Here is a 21803-nt window from a genome sequence, read left to right on the forward strand (position 1 = left end):
GCTGGCTGGCAATATTTGCAGGAGAGTGCTTTGGGTATCCTTGTTGGACTTGTTGTAACGATGGGATGTCTCCTTGGCGGCTTCATTGCCATGGGCGGGCATGTCAGTGTCCTCATGCAGCCGTGGGAATTCGTCATCATCGGCGGCTCGGCGCTCGGCACATTCCTGGTTGCCAATCCTTTCTCGGCAGTCAAGGATACCGGACGCGCCTGCATGGAAGCCTTCACCAACAAGGTCCCCAAGCAGCGTGATTATCTCGATGTGCTCGGCGTGCTCTACGCCCTGATGCGGGAACTGCGCGCCAAATCGCGCAACGAGGTGGAAGTCCACATCGACAATCCCAATGAATCGGCGATTTTCCAGGCCTTTCCGAGCGTCCTGAAGAACCATGACCTGACACAGTTCATCTGCGACTACTGCCGCCTGATCATTATCGGCAACGCCCGCTCGCACGAAATCGAAGCGCTGATGGACGAGGAAATCCACACGATCTCCCGCGACAAGCTGAAGCCATACCATGCCATGGTGGCCATTTCGGAAGGTTTGCCGGCACTCGGCATCGTTGCTGCGGTGCTCGGCGTGATCAAGGCCATGGGCGCGCTGAATGAATCGCCCGAGGTGCTGGGCCATCTGATCGGCGCCGCGCTGGTCGGCACCTTCGCCGGCATCTTTCTGTCCTACGGCGTGGTCGGCCCGATTGCCACCAAGATCAAAACGACGCGCGAAAAGCAGAACCGTCTTTACATGATCGTCAAGCAGACGCTGCTTGCCTACATGAACGGCGCCCTGCCGCAGATCGCCCTCGAATATGGACGCAAGACGATTTCGGCCTATGATCGTCCGTCCATCGACGTGGTCGAGCAGGAAACCATCTCCACCGTTCCGATGCAGCAAGCGGCATAGGCTGAACAATGGATGTCGAGACAGAACAGAAACGACCGGATGTGCTGGCGGAAAGCATCCTGCGCGCCGCCGGCATGTCGGTGGACGATCTCAAATCCCTTGAAGCCGTCTTCCGCGATCTCGCAACGACATTTGCCGGCAAAATAGCCAGCCAGTCCGACGTCGCCGTAGCGGCGGAATTCGTCCGCATGGAATCGATCGAGAAGGATGCCATCGCCAGCACCCTCATGCGCTCGGGGCTGGTTGGAACGGTGCAGGTGGTTAAATGGGCATCGCGCCTGCTGCTGGCCGCCGACCGCGCCTTCGTCGATTGCGGCGTCGATGCACTTTTCGGGTCCGGCGCCAACCAGGATCACCAGCCGCACCGGCCGATGACATCGGTCGACCTTGGCGTTGCCCGGCAGATTTTCACCGATGTCACGGCTTCGCTCGATCACATGTTCGCCGGCGGCAGCGACACGCTGTTCCAGACCGCCGAACTGACGGAAGCCGCGCATTTTTCGGTTGCCTCGGTGACCGACACGCGCATGATATGCTGCACGATGCTCCTCAAGGTTGGCGGGCACAGCGGCCAGATCATCATCATGATGCCGCGCTCGAGCTTCCGCCCCATGCAGGATGCCATCGCGCGGATGCTGCAGCAGCCGGCACACCACTCCGATCCGACCTGGGCCAAGAAACTGCGCCTGGAGGTGAGCCGGGCGCATATCGACATCGAGGCCTTCATCCAGCAGGGATCGATGACGCTCGAACAGATCGCCCTCCTGAAACCCGGCCAGATCCTGCAGCTGCCTAAGGACGCCATCAATCAGGTGCGCCTGCGCAGCGGCAAACAGGCACTCTACAAATGCCGTCTGGGCAAGACCGGCACGGCATTCACGGTGCGCATCACCGACCCGATCAATGAAGAAGAGGACCTGCTCGATGAGCTTGCTGCTGGCTAATCTCATTTCCGCTGCCCTGATTGCAACCGGGCTTGCGGTCTTCCTCGTCGCCCTGCGCAAGGCCAACCGGCTGACGGCCATGAGCCGCGCCATGGCGCAGCAGGTGGCGGGTTCAGCCCGGAGCCTCGAGCAGGCGCTGCTTATCCTGCAGAACGAACGCGAAACCTGCCGCGACGAAAGCGTGCGCCTGGAAGCCAAACTCAAGGATTCCGATCGCGCCCGTTCGGAAATGACGCGCACCATCCGCATGGTCGAACGCGCGAAAAACGAGTTCAAGGACAATGTGCGCCCCTTCCCGGCCGCCGATGCCGCCCAGCGCGTTGCCACGCCCGCCTTTGTGCAGCCGGTTCCGGCGGCGCCGGCTGAGGCCCGCCACGGCACGCCTATCCACAACCAGCCCGCGGCTCCGGCGAAAGTCCTGCCCGTGTTCGTCAATCGCATCGTCCGCAGTGCTGACGTGGCGAATGCCGTCCTTTAACCCAGTGTGAACGGGATTTCCCATCATGGCCATTTCCGACAAGAATTCCATCGAAGACGAACTCAACGAGGCAATCGAAGATCTCAAGCGCGATGAACCGCAGCCAAGCCGCAAGCCCGCCGGATCGAAGCCGAACATCGATCTCATCATGGGCATTCCCGTTGATGTGCAAGTTGTTCTCGGCAGCACGTCGATGCCGGTGGCCAATCTCATGAAGCTCGGCCGCGGCGCTGTCGTGACCCTCGACAAGCAGATCGGCGATCCCGTCGATATCGTCGTCAACGGGCGGGTGATTGCACGCGGCGAAGTCATCGTCCTCGAGGATGACTCCTCGCGCTTCGGCGTCAGCCTGACCGAAGTCATCGGCAGCGGCAGCTAAGCCGTCCGCCGCCAGACCGCCTTCCTCCAGAAAAGCACGAGAAGCCAGACCGCATGAGCGATCAAGACACACCTCAGGGCGAAAACACCATCCAGGACCTGACAGGCCCGGAAAAGGTGGCTGCATTGCTTGTGGCGATCGGGCGGCCATCCGCCTCGCGGCTTCTCAAACATTTCAATGCGGACGATCTGCGTTCGCTTGCCGGCCATGCCCGCAAGCTCGAACCGATCACCCCCGGTGATTTCGAAGAGCTGGTCAAGGAGTTCGAGAACGCCTTCGCCGACGGCGCGCCGGTTTCGGAAGCCGGCATGCGCTTTGAAGGGCTGCTGCGCGAAACGCTGTCGGCGGAAGAAGCCAGCGCGGTCATCGAGAACCGCCGTCCTGAGCTGCTGACGCAGGAATCCGTGTGGGATATCCTGCCGCGCGTGCCGCTTGACGTCCTGCAAGCCTATCTGTCGACGCAGCATCCCCAGGTGACGGCCTATGTGATTTCACGCCTGCCTTCCGATATCGCCGCGCGGCTGCTGATCGGCTTTGGCCCGCAGGAGCGCGGCGCCATCATCCAGCGCACGCTGCATATCCGCAAGGTGGGGCCATCGACCATAGCGATGCTGGAAAGCATCCTGCAGCGCGAGGTCACCGGAAAGGACAATGGCGGGGGAGAGAAGAGCCATCACGGCACCGTTGCCAATATCATCAACCAGCTGGAAAAATCGGAGATCGACGAACTGCTGGCGAGCCTCACCGATCTCGGCGCCGAAGACCTTGCCAAGATCAAGGCCAAGCTCTTCACCTTCGAGGACATCGTGCGCATATCGCAGCGCGCCCGCCTCATCCTCTTCGATGAAATCCAGACGGATGTGGTCACCTCGGCGTTGCATGGCTGCGAGCCGCGCCTGCAGGAACTTATCTTGCAGTCCCTGTCGACACGCGGACGGCGCATGGTTGAAACCGAACTGTCGAGCCAGACAAACATCAACGCCAATACCGTCACCGAGGCACGGCGCTCGATTGCCCGCACGGCGATTGCCCTTGCCGAACGCGGCGATATCAAGCTCGAACCGCAAGAACCCGAAGCATGATCGGCAGCCTCTAGAGCATGTCGGACGGACCCGACAAAGAGAGTAAAACCGAGGAAGCAACTGAGAAGAAAATCAGTGATGCGATGGAGAAAGGCAATCTGCCGGTCTCACGCGAAGCGCCGATTCTCGCCTCTATCGCCGCCTTTCTCGTCATCATGGTTTTCGTTGCCATTCCCAGTGGCTCGAAACTGGTGGCGTTCCTCTCGGCCCTGCTCGACAAGCCGGAGGAATGGCGGCTCAACAGCGCGCAGGATGCCCGGCAATTGTTCGGCATCGTCGGCCTGGCGGTCGGCGCGGCCTTGCTTCCGGTGTTCATCATCATTCCCACCGCCGGCATTCTGGCATCGGTGCTGCAGAACGCCCCGCGCATGGTTTTTGACCGCATCCAGCCGCAGTTTTCGCGCGTGTCCATCGCCAAGGGCTGGACGCGCATTTTCGGCGCATCCGGGCGCGTCGAATTCCTCAAGTCGGTGTTCAAGTTCGCGGCAGCCAGCATCATCGTTTTCATGATGTTCTTCCGCAGCAGCCATTTTTTCGTCGATACGATCATCACCGAGCCCAGCCAGCTGCCCGAGCTCATCCGCAGCAACATCACCCGGCTTCTGGCGTCGGTGACAATTGCCGTAACCGCGCTGGCAGCCTTCGACCTTGCCTGGGCCCGCATCCACTGGCGCAGCGAACTGCGCATGACCAAGCAGGAGATCAAGGACGAGCACAAGCAGGCGGAGGGCGATCCGCTGCTGAAGGCGCGGTTGCGCTCGCTCGGCCGTGACCGGGCACGCCAGCGCATGATCGCCTCGGTTCCGACCGCCACGCTCATCGTCGCAAATCCGACACACTTCTCCGTTGCTCTACGCTACAGCCCGGCGAAAGATCCGGCCCCTATCGTGGTCGCCAAGGGGCAGGATCTGATTGCTCTCAAAATCAGGGAGATTGCCTCGACACATGACATACCGGTTTTCGAGAATGTGGAACTGGCGCGTGCATTGTATAAGCAAGTTCAAGTGAATAACGCCATTGCGCCGGAATTCTACAAAGCCGTGGCAGAACTGATCCAATTCGTTAATGTACGACGTAAATAATAAAGTCGTTTCCAATCGGGTAAACAGCAGATGAAGAGAACGCAATATTCGGTTGCCCGGGTTGAAATCATTTCAAACCACCTGACAGAAGTCATCCAGGATCTCCGTCTCGTGGATGTTGCCGACTATATTGCCTTTATCCGCTGCGAACTGTTCGGCAACATTGCCGACATCGTCAATTCAGCAACGGAGCTGACATTCTATCCGGATACGCTGACATTCGGCCTTGGCGGTGAATATGCACTGGACTGGAACACCGCACCGAAAGTCATGCTTGATCTCGAATTCAGCAATATGGGGGTCAATGCCTATTTCCGCCTGACGCTGTCATCCGAAAGCGCCGAGATCGACCTGCACCATCTGCGATTTGCCGAGACCGGCCACAGCCCGGCTCAAAACACCGCATTGCTGGCCCAGGCATTCGAGAATGCCCGTCTGCCGCAACTCTCAGCATCGGCAAAGGCGCAATAGCCGCCTCCCTAGAGATAGGCCTTGGCAACCGTGGGTATGTCGATCACGCCGAGAGCAAGGGCTGTCGCCACGGTCGATGTCCGGTTGGAGCAGCCAAGCTTGTTCTTGGCATTCTGCAGATAGGTCACTACCGTCCAGCGTGCAATGTTGAGAATCTCGCCGATTTCACCATCGGTCTTGCCATTCGCCGCCCAGAACAGGCAGTCGATCTCGCGCTTGGTCAAAAGATTGGCGACAATCGCAGCCAGGGCCGGATTGCGGGTGCCGTGCAAGGCGTTGTGAATCCGGGCGGATGCTGCGGATAATTGTTTGCGCCTGCGCTCGACAAAGGCACCTTGCTCCGCCTTTTCCACGTCGAAGCTGAACAGCGTGATCCCGCGGAAACCGAAGGCATTCGTCGCGCAAATCGCAAGGTACAGATTGCCAAGCCCGCGCCGTTCCGCATCCATGAGATACCGCCTAACCGCGAGCGAAAGGGTCATGTCGGCGGTCAGGTCGCTGATCGTGCCGGGCGCGTCGGCACGCGGGGGAAACAGCGCCATTCCCTGCATCACCGGGTCGATCTTCAGATAATCCTTGGCAAAATAACGCAACATCCAGCTGACCGGATAGGTCATCAGCAGCGGAACGTTCTCGTCCACCACTTCGCTGCCGGGACGCGGTTCGGGGTGGCCGACATGGGCGATGTGGCGGCAGCCAATCTGCGCTTTGACATCGTTGAGCATTGCAAGCGTATCCGAAGCCACCGCGTCCTTGAACAGACCCTTTTGAAAATCGGGAAAATGAGCCAGTTCAAGCAGCATTGGATACAAGTCATTCCTCTTGGCCCGCAAAGTGCCGGCTTCCGCAACGGTATTCTTCTGGATTTCAGATGGCTCTTAATCGCATGGAACTAACAGCTCCTTCATGCTCGCACGAGACAGACAGGCAGACAAGGCGATGAACAATTGTATTTGCAGTTTTTCACATAATTGCTGCAAAAAACAATTAGCAGTTGTTCTATCAAAGATTGAAAGCCGCTTGCAACCTCTGATTACCAGTATCAATCTCAACAAACCAGACATACACGTGCCTTTTGAAGTAAATTATCCGGCATTTCCGGTCATTTTACCTCAAAATTCGGGCATTGCCTCCGGACTGCTGCGATCGCCCGACGTGTGGCTACAACTCCTGCGCGTATGGTTCGTCCGGCCCTCTTTTGCCCTGGCGGCAGGCCCGCGCCATCGCCATATTCACCCTGCCCGTCGCCTGTTCCCGCACAATATGCTAATTGCCTTGCATGGGCGCCATCGCAAATGACGATTTCTTCGATTCGCTTCCCGTCTTCGTTGAATTCGAAGGCGTGGCCGATGCGCGCAATTATCAGCCTCTCCCCGGCGACTGGCTGCTCGCCGTTGCCGATATTGTCGGTTCGACCAAGGCGATCGAAGCCGGTCGTTACAAGGCCGTGAACATGGCAGGCGCAAGCGTCATCTCCGCCCTGCTCAATGCGCTTGGCAGGCACAACTACCCCTTCGTCTTCGGCGGCGATGGCGCGCTTGTCGCCATTCCGGCTTCCGCGGCCGCGCGGGCGCGGGAAGCCCTTGCCGCGGTGCAGGCCTGGGTGCATGCGGACCTGCAATTGACCCTGCGCGCCGCCCTCGTGCCGATGAGCGAGATCAAGGCGCAAGGGCTTGACGTGCGCGTCGCCCGCTTCAGCGCCAGTCCCGAGGTCTTCTACGCGATGTTCACGGGCGGCGGCAGCAGCTGGGCGGAAGCACAGATGAAAGCCGGCAAATATGCCATCGCCGCCGGTCCATCCGAATCGCGCCCCGACCTGACGGGGCTTTCCTGCCGGTGGAATCCCATTCAGGCGCGCAATGGTGAAATCCTGTCGATCATCGCGGTTCCCGGCGATGCGGGGGCAACAGCGCCGTTCCAGCGGCTTGTTGCCGAGATTGTCGCGATTGCCGCCGAACAGAATCGTGGCGCCCATCCCCTGCCGGAGGACGGGCCGCCGATCACGTTCAACACCAGCGGCGTGGAGACGGAAGCGCGCGCCACGGCCCGCAAAGGGCAGCGCTTCATCCGCAAGATCGCGATCCTTGCGCAGATCGCCCTGACCGTTACTCTGGACAGGCTTGGCCTGCATTGGGGAAAATTCGACCCGAAACAGTACAAGCGCGACGTGGCGCAGAACTCCGATTTCCGCAAGTTCGACGACGGGTTGAAGATGACGATTGATATCGATTCCACCCGGTTGCAGCGCATCGAGGCCCTGCTGGAAAATGCATCCAAGGCGGGTATTGCCCGTTTTGGCCTGCACCGGCAGGATTCTGCCCTGATGACCTGTCTTGTTCCCACCGCCATGGCGCGCAACCACATGCACTTCATCGACGGGGCATCGGGCGGCTATGCCATGGCGGCCGCCAATCTCAAGGCCAAGCTGTCCTGACCCTAGGATTTGACGATATGCCCGGCGGCGAGCCCGCGCCTGGTGAAAATATTGCGCGTATCGACGATCAGCGGCGACCATTCGGCCAGCGCCGCATAATCCACGCCGTCATGGTCGGTCGAAACCAGGACAGCATCGTAGGATTTCACGGTTTTCTCATCCAGAGGCACGGATGCGCGGCCTTTGAGCGCCATATATTCACGGGTCGAGGGTATCTCGCCGACAAACGGATCATGGTAGTCCGCATGGCCGCCGCGCTCCTCAATGATTTCAATGAGGCGCAGCGACGGGCTTTCGCGGATATCAGGCACGTTTTTCTTGTAGGCAAGCCCGAGAACCAGCACGCGCGAGCGGCTGAGCGCCTTGCCTGCCCTCATATCCAGTGCTTCGGCCAGTTTGCCGACCACATAGCGCGGCATGGCGGAATTGATCTCGCCTGCCAGCTCGATGAAGCGGGTCGGCAGTTCATATTCGCGCGATTTCCAGGTGAGATAGAAGGGATCGATCGGTATGCAGTGGCCGCCGAGGCCGGGGCCGGGATAAAACGGCATGTAGCCAAAGGGTTTTGTTTTGGCCGCCTCAATGACCTCCCAGATGTCGATACCCATGGCGGCATAGACAGTCTTCAATTCGTTGACGAGCGCGATGTTCACCGCCCGGAAGATATTCTCCGTCAGCTTGACCGCCTCGGCCGTGGCATTGGACGAGACGGGAACAACGGTCTTGACCGCCGCACCGTAGAAAGCCTGCATCAGCCGGCTGGCCTCCTCCCCATCGCCCGCAACGATCTTCGGTATGGTCGAGGTCTGGAAGTCGCGATTGCCGGGGTCTTCCCGCTCGGGCGAAAAGCCGAGGAAGAAATCCGCACCGGATGTGAGGCCGGTCTTTTCCAGAATGGTTTTGACGACGTCATCGGTGGTTCCGGGATAGGTTGTCGATTCAAGCACGACAAGCTGGCCGGGCCGCAGCGTCGCCGCAATCGAGCGGCAGGTTGCTTCGACAAAGGACAGGTCGGGATCCCTGTGCTTGGTCAGCGGCGTCGGCACGCAGATGACGATCACATCGCACTGGGCAAGCCGGGTAAAATCGCTTGTCGACCGGAACCGGTTCTGCGCCGTTTGCGCACCGAGCGCCGCGTCGGTCACCGCCTCGATATAGGAACGGCCGGCATCGAGCGCGACAATCTTCTTCGGATCGATATCAAAGCCGGTAACGGAGAACCCGCTCTGGGCAAGAGTAATGGCGAGCGGCAGCCCGACATAGCCAAGCCCGATCACCCCCGCCTGGGCGGTGCGCGCATCGATTTTGGCGGAAAGATCGGAGAAGGGAGAGGAGGAAACGGCCAAGGCGATCTCTTCTTTGCGAAGCACGCCGCGTGAGCGGATGCGGTTGAGGGCGCAGCGGCGGCCCGGAATTCATCCGGTTTAGATGGCTGCTCCGGCCACCGCTGTCAAGCAAGGCAGGCTTCATCCGGCCTGTCACAAACAGTTGATGCGCCGGCAAGCCCGGTCTGGCGACCTGCTGACAGGAGGTTGTCAGGAGAACGCCCCGAACCGGCGAATTAACCGCCGCGGCTCTATTGTTTCAGATCGGTGACATGCCCATCTCACTGTCACCACACAATCAGGATCGATAGAGAACCATCCGCCCAGCCATCCATCCGCACAGAACCGGACACTGCATTTGCAGCTGGCAGCTCCCCTGCCAGCGTTGACACCGCCGTCCCGTTCGCTCATCTTGTTTCCGTATCTGCTTGTTTTGGGTATGATTTTTCATGTGCCCCGCCGATCACGGAACAGCGCATCGAAGCTGGACGCGGTTCGCAAGGACAAGGACGAGTGATGAGCACGCAAACGGATGTTTCCACCATACTTCTCGACAAGGTCGCAGACTGGCTCACACGTTCTTCTCTCGCCGGTGAGAATCTTGAGACAATCATACGCGGTTTTTGTGAACGCATTGCCGCGGCCGGGCTGCCGATTGCGCGGGTCCATCTGACCTTCTCCATGCTGCACCCGCTTTACGATGCGCTCGGCTTCACCTGGCAGCGCGCCAGCGGTCTTGTGGTGGAAGGCTATCGCCACAATGCGGGTGAAAAACCCGAACGTTTCCTGCTCAGCCCCTATTACTATCTCCTGTGCAACAATCTGGAGCATGTGCGCCGGCGCATCGATACGGACGGGCCGCATGAATTCCCCATCTTCGACGAATTGAAGAAGCAGGGCGTGACGGATTATCTGGCCTTCGTGCAGCCCTTCAGTGGCGAGTCGACACAGGGCATGATGGGCTCCTGGTCGACGGACAGCAGCGCCGGTTTCAGCGAAAGCATGATCGGCGCGCTGCTGAAGTTGCAGAACCATCTGGCTGTTGCCGCCAAAATGGCGGTTCTCGGCAAGCTCGCCGACAACATGCTGACCACCTATCTCGGCGGCAATGCCGGCAAGCGCGTTCTCAACGGGCAGATTCGCCGGGGTGACGGCGAAACCATCCGTGCGGCCCTGGTGATGGGCGACATGCGCCAGTCGACCATGCTGGCCGAGCGGGAAGGCCGCCAGGCCTATATCGATACGCTCAATCATTTCTTCGATGCGATCGCAGCGCCATTCAATCGCGGCGGCGGCGAAATCCTCAGCTTCATGGGCGACGGATTTCTGGCGGTCTACCCCTGCGGCCGGCACAAGGACCCGTCAAAGGTCGCCTGCCAGGCGGCCCTTTCGGCTGTCTTCAAGGCACAGGCCCGCGTGGCGGAGCTTAACCGGGACCGGCGCAAGGACGGCCTGAGCGACATTCGCTACGGCATTGGCCTGCATGTCGGCAATGTCATGTTCGGCAATGTCGGCCTGAAGGACCGCCTGACCTTTTCCGCCTTCGGTTCCGCGGTCAACGAGGTGCAGCGGCTGCAGGGCCTGACCAAAAAGTACGCGCGCGAGATCGTCGCCAGCCAGGCATTCGCCAATTACTGCGGCGGCGACTGGACAACCCTGGGTGAAGAGAAATTGCGCGGTGTCGGGCAAAAGGTCACTGTTCTCCTGCCCAAACAATCGGCTACTGTCGTGGCGGACGAAGCCTTTGATGAGGTGGCCTATGACGGCCTGTCGGAAGCAGAACAGGTCATGCTGCTGCACCGCGACGCCAAGACCCAGGATCAAAGGCCTCTTCTGGAGAAGTTCATGCAATGAAGCGAAAGACCGTTCTGATGGCTGCTCTGGCTGCAAGTATGACCCTCTCATCCCATGCCGGCGCAGAGCCAGGGAGCGACGTGCTCATCGATCGTTTTGACGGCAAGGACTTTTCTCCGGCCGGCGGCCTCTATTACCGCAAGAACTTCGAGCAGAGCGCCGGAACGGTCGAGTTTCAGTCCGATGTCATTCGCAACGGCCGCGGCGCCCTGAAGCTGAGCGTCAAGCCCTTATGTCCGGGCACGAAGCACAATTGCAGTGAACGGGCGGAAATCTGGGAAAAGACCGACAAGCGCGTGCCATACAATCAGGGGGTCTGGTACGGATTTGCCGTCAAGTTTGCCGACCCCATTCCCAGCGACGACCACCGTTATCTGATTGCCCAGTGGAAACGCGAAATCGGGCCGAAGGCGGTCGGCGATTTCAGCCCCTTCCTGGCGCTGCGGCTCAACCAGGGAAAACTCTTCGCCACCATCGAGACCAATTACATCGCGCCAGCCAAAAAGAACGGGATCGCGGCGGATCAGCCATGCACCGGCGGGCAGACGCCGGTGTGGCTGCGCCCTGAAACCAACCAGATGCGCGCCCTGGTCGCCACCGATTCCAACTGGTCATCCGGTGATGGCGGGCAGTTCACCACCTGCACCAGCGCCATCACGGTGACGGACCGCGGCAACAGGCTGCCAACGCCGGATTCCGGCTGGATCGACTTTGCGATCTACACGAAGCCCGGCCCTGACGGCTCGGGCCATGTCGAGATTTTTGCCAACAACAAATGGATCGTAACAGTCAAAGGCCATATCGGCCATGCCGACAAGGGACTGGGCAAGAACCAGTACTTCAAATTTGGCCCGTACCGTGCAGCCGACGACAAGGAATGGACGCTCTATTACGACGATTTCCGCCGTTCGCCGCGCTGCGAAGACGTCATGGACGCACAGTTCTGCCCGGTGCTTTAGAAGCTTTCCTATCTAAAAATAACCGTTAAAAGCCAGAGTGATGTCATCGGCGTGTGACCTAGCTAGACTCACTGTATATCGTGCGATAGTCTTGATCGTAATGGCGATAATAAAAACGCTCTGGGGGAATGAAAAACTGGCATGACGTCGGGGTCTGATCTGTTGCGTATCGAGAATCTCGGCATTTCGTTTTCGATGCTGGGCGGGCGTATGCATGTCGTCAAGGGCGCGAATCTGCGCATCCTTCCGGGAAAAGTAACGGCATTGGTGGGCGAATCCGGATCGGGAAAATCCGTCATCAGCCAGTCCGTCATGGGAATTCTGCCCAACACCGCCGCCGTAACCGGCAAAATCCTGTTTACGGACCCGGTCGACGGCAGAACCACCGACATCCTGCAACTGGAGCGCGATGGTCCCGATATAAGAGCCCTGCGCGGCAGCCGCATGGCCAAGATATTCCAGGAACCCATGACGTCGCTCTCGCCGCTGCATACCGTCGGCAATCAGATCAGCGAAGTTTTGGCCATCCACACCAAGGCGACCAAATCCGAACGCCGTTCGCAGACCGAGGAAATGCTGGGACTTGTCGGATTCTCCAATCCCAAGCGGACCTACGACATGTATCCGTTTGAGCTGTCAGGCGGCATGCGCCAGCGGGCGATGATTGCCATGGCGCTGATCTGCCGTCCTGCCCTGCTCATTGCCGACGAGCCGACCACCGCGCTTGACGTCACCATCCAGGCGCAGATCCTGGAACTGCTGCGCAATCTCCAGCACAAGCTCAACATGGCCATGCTGCTGATCACCCACGATCTCGGCGTCGTCGCCAACATGGCCGACGAGGTGGTGGTGATCTACCACGGCGAAATCATGGAGGCGGGGCCGGTCGACGCGATTTTCCGCAACCCGCAGCATCCCTATCTGAAGGGGCTGATGGCCGCCATTCCGCATTTCGACATGAAACCCGGCGAGCGCCTGAAGGCTCTGCGGGAGGTGCCGGTCAATTCCGGTGCCCTGTGGGGCAAGCGAACGCATGAAGAAACGGCACCCGAAGTGCTTGTGTCCGTGCGCAACCTCACCAAGAGCTATGGTATCCGCAAAGCCGGTCTTTTCGGCAAACAGGACAAGACCCGCATACGCGCCGTCGACGGTGTCAGCTTCGATATCCGGCGCGGTGAATGTCTTGGCCTCGTCGGCGAGAGCGGCAGCGGCAAGACCACCGTCAGCAAGATTCTCATGCGGGCGGTTACCCCCGATGGCGGTTCAGTCACCTTCGATGACGGCAAAGGCAAGATCGATGTTCTCGCCGCGCAGGGTGCCAAGCTCCTGGAATTGCGCACCAAAATCCAGATGGTGTTCCAGGATCCGGTGTCGTCGCTGTCGCCGCGCATGACCGTGCAGAACATCCTCAGCGAGCCGCTGGAAATTCACGGGCGCGGGGATCGGGCATCCCGGCTTGAAACGGTGCGCGCGCTGATGCAGGCGATCGGCCTCGACCAGCGCTACCTCAACCGTTACCCCCACAGCTTTTCCGGCGGCCAGCGCCAGCGCATCGGCATCGCGCGGGCGCTGGCACTTGGACCGCGCCTGCTGATCTGCGACGAACCGGTTTCGGCGCTCGACGTCTCGGTTCAGGCACAGATTCTCAACCTCCTCAAGGACCTGCAGAAGGAGCTGGGCCTGACCTATCTGTTCATTTCGCATAACCTTGCCGTGGTTGATTACATGGCCGATCGTATTGCCGTGATGTGTGCCGGGCGCATTGTCGAGATCGCACCACGCGAGATTATCCTGCGCGATCCCGTCCATCCCTACACCAAGGCGCTTTTGGCCGCCGTCCCGTTTCCGGACCTCGACCGGCCGCTGGACTTCATCACGCTCAAGGCCAGCGGTGCATCGGACGAACGGGCCTGGGGGCCAAAATTCTCCGGCGGCGACAGCGATGACCCGCTCTCTCCGGCGGATCTCGGCAATGGCCACCTGGTGCTCGCCCGGCGCAATGTCGACACACGGGAACTACGCTCGTGGTAACGCGGCGGACAGTCCTGGGCGCGCTGGCGTCCGCCATGGTCCCGGTGACGGTCAAGGCAGCCGATCGCGAACGCGAACCGGATTTCCTCGAGGACCGGCTGCGTGCCACCAGCCTGCCGCCGCTCGCCCAGCGCATTCCCAAGCGGCCGCGCATCGTCAATCTGAAGGAGATGGGCCGCGTTCCCGGCCAGTATGGCGGGACGCTGCGCACCATCATCGGCAGCCAGAAAGACATCCGGTTCATGACCATCTACGGTTATGCCCGACTGGTGGGATATGACGAACATCTGGTCCTGCGTCCGGATGTGCTCGAATCGTTCGAATCGGAAAACGACACCGTTTTCACCTTCAGATTGCGCGAAGGGCACAAATGGTCCGACGGTTCGCCGCTGACGACCGATGATTTCAGCTACTGGTGGAACGATGTTCTGCTGAATTCGGATTTGACCCCTGCCGGCGGCGCGCTGGAACTGCGCATCGACGGGAAGCTGCCTAAGTTCGAGGTGCTCGATCCGCTGACCGTGCGCTATTCCTGGGATGCACCAAACCCCGATTTCCTGCCCAGCCTGGCGGCCCCGCAAGCCCTGGTTGTGGTTGGCCCCTCTGTCTACCTGAAACAGTTCCACAAGGATTATCAGGACAAGTTCCGCCTTGCCGCCCTGATGAAGGAAAACCGGGTCAAGAAGTGGGCTGATCTCCACATCAAGATGGCGCGCCAGTACCGTCCGGAAAACCCCGAACTGCCGGTGCTCGACCCCTGGCGGAACACGACCACGCCGCCGGCCGAGCAGTTCGTGTTCGAACGCAATCCCTTTTTCCATCGCGTCGATGAGAATGGACGGCAGCTGCCCTATGTCGACCGCTTCATCCTGAACATCAGCTCATCCGCGATCATCCCGGCAAAGGCGGGTGCCGGCGAAAGCGATCTGCAGGCAACCGGCGTCGATTTTGCCGATTATACCTTCTTGAAGGATGCCGAGAAGCGCTATCCGGTGAAGGTCGACCTGTGGAAACTGACCCGGGGTTCACGCGTCGCCATCCTGCCCAATCTCAATTGCGCGGACGATGGCTGGCGCTCGCTTTTCCGCGATGTGCGCTTCCGGCGTGCGCTTTCACTGGCCATCGACAGGCATGAAGTCAACATGGCGGTTTTCTACGGCCTGGGCACGCCGAGTGCCGATACCGTGCTGCCGGAAAGCCCGCTCTACAGGCCCGAATATGCCAAGGCGTGGATTGCGTTCGATCCGGACAAGGCCAATGCGCTGCTCGATGAAGTGGGCATGGACAAACGCAACGACGACGGCATCCGCCTGCTCCCCGATGGCCGACCTGCGGAAATCACCATCGAAACCCCAGGCGAGAGCACGCTGGATTCCGACGTGCTCGAACTGATCGTCGACCATTGGCGCAAGGTTGGCCTGGCGCTGTACACCCGGACCTCCCAGCGCGATATTTTCCGCAGCCGCGCCAAGGCGGGCCGGATCATGATGTCCATCTGGTTTGGTATCGCCAACGGCGTGGCGACACCGGACATGAATCCCGGACAGCTGGCCCCGACGGCGGACGATCAGCTGCAATGGCCGCTCTGGGGCATGCACTACCTGTCGCTCGGACAGAGCGGTCAGGCGCCCGACCTGCCGGAAGCCCTGGAGCTTGTTGCGCTGCAGAACAGCTGGCGCAAATCGACCCACATGGCGGAGCGAACCGAAATATGGCACAAGATGCTGTCGCTCTACACGGATCAGGTGTTTTCGATCGGCCTGGTCAACAGCACATTGCAGCCCATCATGCGTTCGTCCCGTTTGCAGAATGTTCCGGAGAATGGGCTATACGGGTTTGACCCGACCTGTTACCTCGGAATCTACATGCCCGACACGTTCTGGCTGAGCGGGGAGAAGTAGACGTGCTGCGATATATCCTCTGGCGCATCGCCGCGATGGTCCCGACGCTGCTGATTATTTCGGCGCTGGTTTTCGTCATCATAGAACTGCCGCCCGGCAACTTCTTTGAAAGCCAGATCGCCGAAATGCAGGCCCAGGGCGAAACCGTCAACCTGCAGGACCTGGAACAGCTCCGCCACCAGTATGGCTTCGACCAGCCGCCGGTCCTGCGCTATTTCCATTGGCTCGGCGGCATGCTGCAGGGGGATTTTGGTTACTCCTTCGAGTATCAGCTGCCCGTCACCGCCGTGGTGGGCGACCGGTTGTGGCTGACCGTCCTCGTCTCGTTCGTCACAATCCTGGTCACCTGGCTGCTTGCCTTCCCTATCGGCATGTATTCGGCAACGCATCAGTATAGCTGGAGCGATTACGGGCTGACGCTTTTCGGCTTGCTCGGCATCGCCATTCCCAACTTCATGCTGGCCCTGATCCTGATGTATTTCGCCAATATCTGGTTCGGCACATCGATCGGCCATCTCATGGACCAGAAATATCTGAGCGAACCCATGAGCTGGGAAAAGGCGCGGTCTATCCTCGCCCATCTGTGGATTCCCGTCATTATCGTGGGAACGGCCGGGACGGCCGGCATGATCAGGCGCCTGCGCGCCAACCTGCTTGACGAGTTGCAGAAGCAATATGTGATGACAGCGCGGGCCAAGGGGCTGCATCCCTTCCGCACCCTGGTCAAATACCCCCTGCGCATGGCGCTGAATTTCTTCGTGGCCGATATCGGTTCAATCCTGCCCCACATTATTTCCGGTGCGGAAATTACCGCCATTGTGCTCTCGCTCGAAACCACCGGGCCCATGCTGATCAAGGCCTTGCAAAGCCAGGACATGTATCTCGCTGGATCGTTCCTGATGTTCCTGGCGTTTCTCACGGTGATCGGCGTGCTCATATCCGACATTGCCCTGGCCTTTCTCGATCCACGCATCCGATTGCAAGGCAGGAGCACGAAGTGACAGCACAGCTCCCCCTCCCCGGCGCGCCCCTGCAGCACTACGTCTCCAGCGCACCGTTCGATCCGCTGTCGATCGAGGCGATGACCGACGCCCAGGCCAAGGTCCATCTCGCATCACAATTGCGGCTGATGTGGTGGAAATTCAGGCGCCACCGCCTTGCGCTTGCATCCGGCATTTTTCTGCTCGCGCTCTACGGCATGATCATCATTGCCGAGTTTGTGGCGCCCTATAATCTGCACACACGCAATGTTGATTTCATCCATGCTCCGCCGCAGCGGGTGCGCCTGTTCCATGACGGAAAGCTGATCGGACCATATGTCTACGGCCGTGAAATGGCGCTGGATATGGACTCGCTGAAACGCGTATACACGGACAACAAGAGCGACGTGCAGCCGCTGCGCTTCTTCTGCCGCGGCGACGATTATCGCTTGTGGGGCCAGTTTGCGACCAATGTCCATCTTGTCTGCCCGGCCAAGGGCGGACAGCTGTTCCTGCTGGGAACCGACCGGCTGGGCCGCGACGTGCTTTCCCGGATTATCTATGGCGCGCGCATTTCCCTGACCATCGGCCTCATCGGCATCACCATCAGCTTTGTCCTCGGCATCATCATCGGCGGGCTTGCGGGATATCATGGCGGGTGGTTTGACCTGCTCGTCCAGCGCGTCATCGAGGTATTGCAATCATTGCCTAGTCTGCCGCTATGGATGGCGCTTGCCGCCATCATGCCGGTGACATGGAGCCCGATCATCATCTATTTCGGTATTACGCTCATTCTTGGCATGCTGGACTGGACGGGCCTTGCCCGTGCGGTGCGCTCCAAGATTCTGGCGCTGCGCGAAGAGGACTATGTTTTGGCCGCCCAGTTGATGGGCGCGAAAAGCGGACGCATCATCGGGCGCCATCTCGTTCCGGGATTCATGTCGCATCTGATTGCAACGGCAACCATATCCATTCCAGGCATGATTCTGGGTGAGACGGCGCTGAGTTTTCTCGGCCTCGGCCTTCGCCCGCCCATCACCAGCTGGGGTATTCTGCTGACCGAAGCCCGCAGTGTCAGTGTGATCGCCTTCTATCCCTGGCTGCTTTTTCCAATGATTCCGGTCATTCTTGTTATTTTGGCGTTCAATTTTCTGGGAGATGGGTTGCGCGACGCCGCAGACCCCTACAGATAAGTGGAAAGTTGACATACCAATGGATTTGCATTCTCCCAGCCGTCCCGAATGTGCTGTGCAGGTGAACCTGCCAAGGCCATTCGTCTCAAAGAGGTTTTGACCATGATGCGGCGTTTTGAAGATGCTCGGATCCTCATGTACAGCCACGATACGTTTGGCCTCGGCCACCTCAGGCGCTGCAGGACCATCGCCCACTCGCTTGTCGAGGACTATCGCGGGCTTAATATACTCATCATCTCCGGTGCGACCATCGCCGGGGCATTCGACTATCGCGCCCGCGTTGACTTCGTGAAGGTTCCAAGCGTGATCAAGCTGCGCAACGGCGAATACACCTCGCTTGCCCGGCACATCGATCTGCATGAAACCCTGAAAATGCGCCAGTCGATTATCCGGCACACCGCTGAAACGTTTCAGCCGGATATATTCATCGTCGACAAGGAGCCCATGGGCCTGAAGGGCGAGGTCGAGGAAACCCTGGCCTACCTCAAGTCACGCGGCACGACGCTTGTGCTGGGTCTGCGCGAGGTCATGGACGCACCGCATCTGCTCGAGGCCGAATGGAAAAAAGCCAACGTGATGCAGAAGATCGACCAGTATTACGACAATGTATGGGTCTATGGCCCGCCGGATTTCTACGATCCGCTGGTTGATCTCGACGTGCCGGCCGGGGTGCGCAACAAGATGGAATTTGTCGGCTTCCTGCAGCGCAGCCTGTCGCATGACAAGGCTTCGGTGCATGTGCCGGAGGGCGACTACATCCTGGTGACGACCGGCGGCGGCGGTGATGGCGCCGATCTCGTCCACAACGTCATCCATGCCTACCAGCAGGACCCGACGCTGACGCACAAGGCCTTCATCGTGCTCGGGCCCTACATGCCCGCCAAGCAAAGGGCCAAGCTGGTGAAAAAGGGCGGCAAGATCCCCTATATCGAAGTCATCGAGTTCGACAACCGCATGGAAGAGCTGATTGCCGGTGCCAAGGCCGTGGTGGCCATGGGCGGCTACAACACCTATTGCGAGATCCTGTCGTTCGACAAGCCGGCGCTGATTGTGCCGCGCATCCAGCCGCGTGAGGAACAGCTGATCCGCGCGCAGCGCGCCTCGGAGCTTGGTCTTGTCGATATGCTCCTGCCGGAAGAGGCCGAAAATCCGCAGCTGCTGGCCGAAGCGCTCAAGCGCCTGCCCGAACGCGCGCCGCCATCGAAAAGCGGCAAGGGGGAAGGCATGCGCCTGGAAGGGCTGGTCCATATCTCGACCATCGTCGGCGACTGGCTGGATGAACGCCAGCAGCAGCAACCTTTGGCCGTTGCCGAGTAAAGAGCCGATTTTGCCCCTACGCCGTAAAACACTGGTGGTGCTGAAAGGCTATCCGCGCCTGTCGGAAACCTTTATCGCCCAGGAACTGCTCGGGCTGGAACGCGCCGGGTTCGACCTGACGCTCATCTCCATGCGCAAGCCGACCGACAAGAAGCGCCATCCCATCCATGATGAGATCAAGGCGCGGGTGGTCTATCTGCCGGAATATCTGCACGAAGAGCCGCTGAGGGTGCTCCGGGCACTGTTTGCCGGCCGGTCAAAGCCGGGTTTCAAACCTTTGCTGCGGCGCTTCTGGGCCGATCTTCGCCGCGATCTGACCCGCAACCGGTTCCGCCGCCTCGGCCAGGCCCTGGTGCTTGCCCATGAATGGCCCGATGCCGGGGAATGGCTGCATGCGCACTTCATCCACACGCCCGCGTCGGTGACCGCCTATGCCAGCATCATGACCGGCGTGCCGTGGACATGCTCTGCCCACGCCAAGGACATCTGGACCTCGCCGGACTGGGAACTGACGGAAAAGCTGGCGGAGGCCCGCTGGAGCGTCACCTGCACCCGCAGCGGCTATGAACATATGCGCGCGCTGACCGATCGCCGGGAACAGGTGCACCTCAGCTATCACGGCCTTGACCTGGCGCGATTCGGCCATTTCACCGAGGCACGATCCGGCCGCAACGGTTCGGACCCGGCCGATCCGGTGCAAATCCTCAGCGTCGGACGTGCGGTGGAAAAGAAGGGCTATGACGTCCTCCTGCGCGCGCTGGCGGCTTTGCCCGGCGATCTCGACTGGCGGTTTGTCCATATCGGCGGCGGTGACCAGCTGGCCAGGCTCAAGCCGCTGGCGCAGGAGCTTGGTATTGCCGGCCGCATCACCTGGAAAGGCGCGCTCGCACAGGAAGAGGTGCTGGCGCATTACCGCCGCGCCGATATTTTCGCGCTGGCCTGCCGCATTGCAGCGGATGGCGACCGCGATGGCCTGCCCAATGTCCTTGTGGAAGCCTCAAGCCAGAATCTCGTCTGCATCTCCACCAATATTTCCGGCGTTCCGGAACTGTTGACCGACCGGGAGAATGGTTTTGTCGTGCCGCCGGAAGACCCGGCGGCCCTGGCGCAGGCGCTGGAAGAAGCAATCCGCACACCGGCACTACGCCATCGTCTCGGCCATGCCGCCGAAGCGCGCGTGCGCGAGCACTTTGATCACAATTCCAGTATCCGGCAATTGACCAGCCTGTTTGAAACCGAATGGCGGAGGACGCAATGACCGCCCCCCGTGTCCTCATCTATGTCCAGCATCTTCTCGGCATCGGGCATCTCGCCCGCGTCAGCCGTATTGCCGCGGCGCTTGCCCGCGATGCTTTCGATGTGACGGTCATCACCGGCGGATTGACTGTTCCGGGATTTCCGGGCCCCGATGTCAAAGCCGTGGCCCTGCCCGCCGTTGTCGCCAGCAATGCCGGCTTTTCCGGTCTGGCGGATGCGAACGGCAATCCCGTTGACGAGGACTTTCTCCATCGCCGCCGCGATCTTTTGCTCGAAACATTTCATGCCGTCCGGCCCGATATCGTCATTATCGAGGCCTTTCCCTTTGGCCGCAGGCAAATGCGCTTCGAACTGCTGCCGCTGCTCGACGCCATAGCGGCGGCCTCGCCCCGGCCCAAACTCGTCACTTCCGTGCGCGACATATTGCAGGAGCGGTCCAAACCCGGACGGGACGAGGAAACCGTTGCGCTGATCAAGGCGCATTTCGATCATGTGCTTGTCCACGGCGACCCGGATTTCGTCACCCTGCCCGAGACCTTTCCGCTGGCCGCCGAAATCGCCGGGAAGATCATCTATACCGGCCTTGTGGCCGCGCCTGTTCCCGCACTCCCGGCGGAAAGCTTCGACATCGTCGTTTCTGCCGGCGGCGGTGCCGTCGGCCTCGACCTGATCCGCGCGGCCCTCGAAGCAGCGAGTATCTCGAGCCGTCACGGCCGCTGGTGCCTGATAACCGGCCCCAACCTGCCTGACGCCGATTTCGCCGCACTTGCGCGCGGCACGCCCGGCAATATCAGCCTGGTGCGTTTCCGCAAGGACTTCCCTTCCCTGCTGCAGGGCGCGGCGCTGTCCATATCGCAAGCCGGTTACAATACGGTCTGCGACGTGCTGCGCGCGCAATGCCGTTCGATCCTTGTGCCATTCACCGCGGGCGGCGAAACCGAACAGACGGTGCGGGCAAACCGCCTTGCGGAACTCGGCCTGGCGGTGGCGCTGCCTGAGAACGGCTTGACCGGCCATCTGCTCGGCGAGACCATCAAGGCATCGCTCGCTCAGCCCAAGCCCGGTGCCCATCGTCTCGACCTGAACGGGGCGGAACGCACCGCGACGCTCTTGCGGGACATGCTGTAGCGGCACCTGGCTCCCAGCAACAGCGGCGGCCGATCCATCCGAATGGCGGCCAGAACATTCCAGGTTCATTACCACTTGTTATCCC

At 60.3% G+C, this 21803-nt stretch carries 20 protein-coding genes; 18 read left to right on the forward strand and 2 right to left on the reverse strand.

Annotated elements, in window-relative coordinates:
* Positions 1–30 precede the first annotated feature (30 nt).
* Genes motA through C5750_RS17565 form a run of 7 tightly spaced genes read left to right on the forward strand, consistent with a single transcriptional unit; the run spans position 31 to position 5339 of the window.
* Positions 31–903 (forward strand): flagellar motor stator protein MotA, encoded by an 873-nt coding sequence (gene motA / locus C5750_RS17535; protein WP_105735215.1) that lies wholly within the window; start codon positions 31–33, stop codon positions 901–903.
* Positions 904–911: 8 nt separating this feature from the next.
* Positions 912–1847 carry a FliM/FliN family flagellar motor switch protein gene (locus tag C5750_RS17540; RefSeq protein ID WP_105735216.1) on the forward strand — a complete coding sequence of 312 codons (936 nt, stop codon included), beginning with the start codon at positions 912–914 and terminating at the stop codon, positions 1845–1847.
* Complete coding sequence (locus tag C5750_RS17545) at positions 1828–2325, forward strand: BAB2_0123 family type IV secretion system effector (RefSeq protein WP_105735217.1); 498 nt, start codon at positions 1828–1830, stop codon at positions 2323–2325. Before C5750_RS17540 ends, C5750_RS17545 begins: the two co-directional genes overlap by 20 nt.
* A 25-nt stretch (positions 2326–2350) precedes the next feature.
* Positions 2351–2704, forward strand: coding sequence for a flagellar motor switch protein FliN (gene fliN, locus C5750_RS17550; protein WP_105735218.1), 354 nt, complete (start codon positions 2351–2353; stop codon positions 2702–2704).
* Between the two features lie 53 nt (positions 2705–2757).
* Complete coding sequence (locus C5750_RS17555; protein WP_105735219.1) at positions 2758–3786, forward strand: flagellar motor switch protein FliG; 1029 nt, start codon at positions 2758–2760, stop codon at positions 3784–3786.
* Between the two features lie 17 nt (positions 3787–3803).
* On the forward strand, positions 3804–4868 hold the full coding sequence (locus C5750_RS17560) for an EscU/YscU/HrcU family type III secretion system export apparatus switch protein (protein WP_105735220.1): 1065 nt from the start codon (positions 3804–3806) through the stop codon (positions 4866–4868).
* A 30-nt stretch (positions 4869–4898) separates the two neighbouring features.
* Entirely contained in the window at positions 4899–5339 is a 441-nt protein-coding gene (locus tag C5750_RS17565) for a hypothetical protein (RefSeq protein ID WP_105735221.1), read from the forward strand.
* Between the two features lie 8 nt (positions 5340–5347).
* Here C5750_RS17565 and C5750_RS17570 read toward each other — a convergent pair whose 3' ends face one another.
* On the reverse strand, positions 5348–6142 hold the full coding sequence (locus C5750_RS17570) for a helix-turn-helix transcriptional regulator (RefSeq protein ID WP_105735222.1): 795 nt from the start codon (positions 6140–6142) through the stop codon (positions 5348–5350).
* Positions 6143–6245: 103 nt separating this feature from the next.
* On the opposite strand from C5750_RS17570, the gene C5750_RS26390 reads away from it, so the two are divergent.
* Entirely contained in the window at positions 6246–6638 is a 393-nt protein-coding gene (locus C5750_RS26390; RefSeq protein WP_130502114.1) for a hypothetical protein, read from the forward strand.
* Complete coding sequence (locus tag C5750_RS17575; protein WP_105735223.1) at positions 6619–7773, forward strand: DUF3095 domain-containing protein; 1155 nt, start codon at positions 6619–6621, stop codon at positions 7771–7773. The genes C5750_RS26390 and C5750_RS17575 overlap by 20 nt, the downstream gene beginning before the upstream one ends.
* Positions 7774–7775: 2 nt before the next feature.
* Here the strand turns inward: C5750_RS17575 and C5750_RS17580 are convergent, their stop codons facing one another.
* The gene (locus C5750_RS17580) at positions 7776–9119 is read right to left on the reverse strand and encodes a nucleotide sugar dehydrogenase (protein ID WP_105735224.1); all 1344 of its coding nucleotides are present in this window, start codon (positions 9117–9119) and stop codon (positions 7776–7778) included.
* Positions 9120–9614: 495 nt separating this feature from the next.
* Here C5750_RS17580 and C5750_RS17585 point away from each other — a divergent pair, with 495 nt between their 5' ends.
* The 9 genes from C5750_RS17585 (at position 9615) to C5750_RS17625 (ending at position 21718) form a co-directional block, all read left to right on the forward strand.
* Positions 9615–10952: an adenylate/guanylate cyclase domain-containing protein gene (locus tag C5750_RS17585; RefSeq protein WP_105735225.1), complete on the forward strand. Its 1338-nt coding sequence runs from the start codon at positions 9615–9617 to the stop codon at positions 10950–10952.
* The gene (locus tag C5750_RS17590) at positions 10949–11911 is read left to right on the forward strand and encodes a polysaccharide lyase family 20 protein (RefSeq protein ID WP_105735226.1); all 963 of its coding nucleotides are present in this window, start codon (positions 10949–10951) and stop codon (positions 11909–11911) included. The genes C5750_RS17585 and C5750_RS17590 overlap by 4 nt, the downstream gene beginning before the upstream one ends.
* Before the next feature lie 141 nt (positions 11912–12052).
* A complete protein-coding gene (locus tag C5750_RS17595) occupies positions 12053–13942 on the forward strand; it encodes an ABC transporter ATP-binding protein (RefSeq protein ID WP_105735227.1) in 1890 nt (629 codons plus the stop codon).
* A complete protein-coding gene (locus C5750_RS17600) occupies positions 13936–15843 on the forward strand; it encodes an ABC transporter substrate-binding protein (RefSeq protein WP_105735228.1) in 1908 nt (635 codons plus the stop codon). The genes C5750_RS17595 and C5750_RS17600 overlap by 7 nt, the downstream gene beginning before the upstream one ends.
* Positions 15844–15845: 2 nt before the next feature.
* Positions 15846–16844 (forward strand): ABC transporter permease, encoded by a 999-nt coding sequence (locus C5750_RS17605; RefSeq protein ID WP_105735229.1) that lies wholly within the window; start codon positions 15846–15848, stop codon positions 16842–16844.
* A complete protein-coding gene (locus C5750_RS17610; protein WP_105735230.1) occupies positions 16841–18016 on the forward strand; it encodes an ABC transporter permease in 1176 nt (391 codons plus the stop codon). Before C5750_RS17605 ends, C5750_RS17610 begins: the two co-directional genes overlap by 4 nt.
* A gap of 102 nt (positions 18017–18118) precedes the next feature.
* The gene (locus tag C5750_RS17615; RefSeq protein ID WP_105735404.1) at positions 18119–19333 is read left to right on the forward strand and encodes a glycosyltransferase family protein; all 1215 of its coding nucleotides are present in this window, start codon (positions 18119–18121) and stop codon (positions 19331–19333) included.
* Between the two features lie 10 nt (positions 19334–19343).
* Positions 19344–20591, forward strand: a complete 1248-nt coding sequence (locus tag C5750_RS17620; RefSeq protein WP_199538033.1) for a glycosyltransferase — start codon at positions 19344–19346, stop codon at positions 20589–20591.
* Positions 20588–21718, forward strand: coding sequence for a glycosyltransferase family protein (locus C5750_RS17625; protein ID WP_105735406.1), 1131 nt, complete (start codon positions 20588–20590; stop codon positions 21716–21718). Before C5750_RS17620 ends, C5750_RS17625 begins: the two co-directional genes overlap by 4 nt.
* Positions 21719–21803: the final 85 nt, after the last annotated feature.

Origin of the sequence: Phyllobacterium myrsinacearum, from assembly GCF_002980555.1 — a bacterium.
GTDB lineage: Bacteria > Pseudomonadota > Alphaproteobacteria > Rhizobiales > Rhizobiaceae > Phyllobacterium > Phyllobacterium myrsinacearum.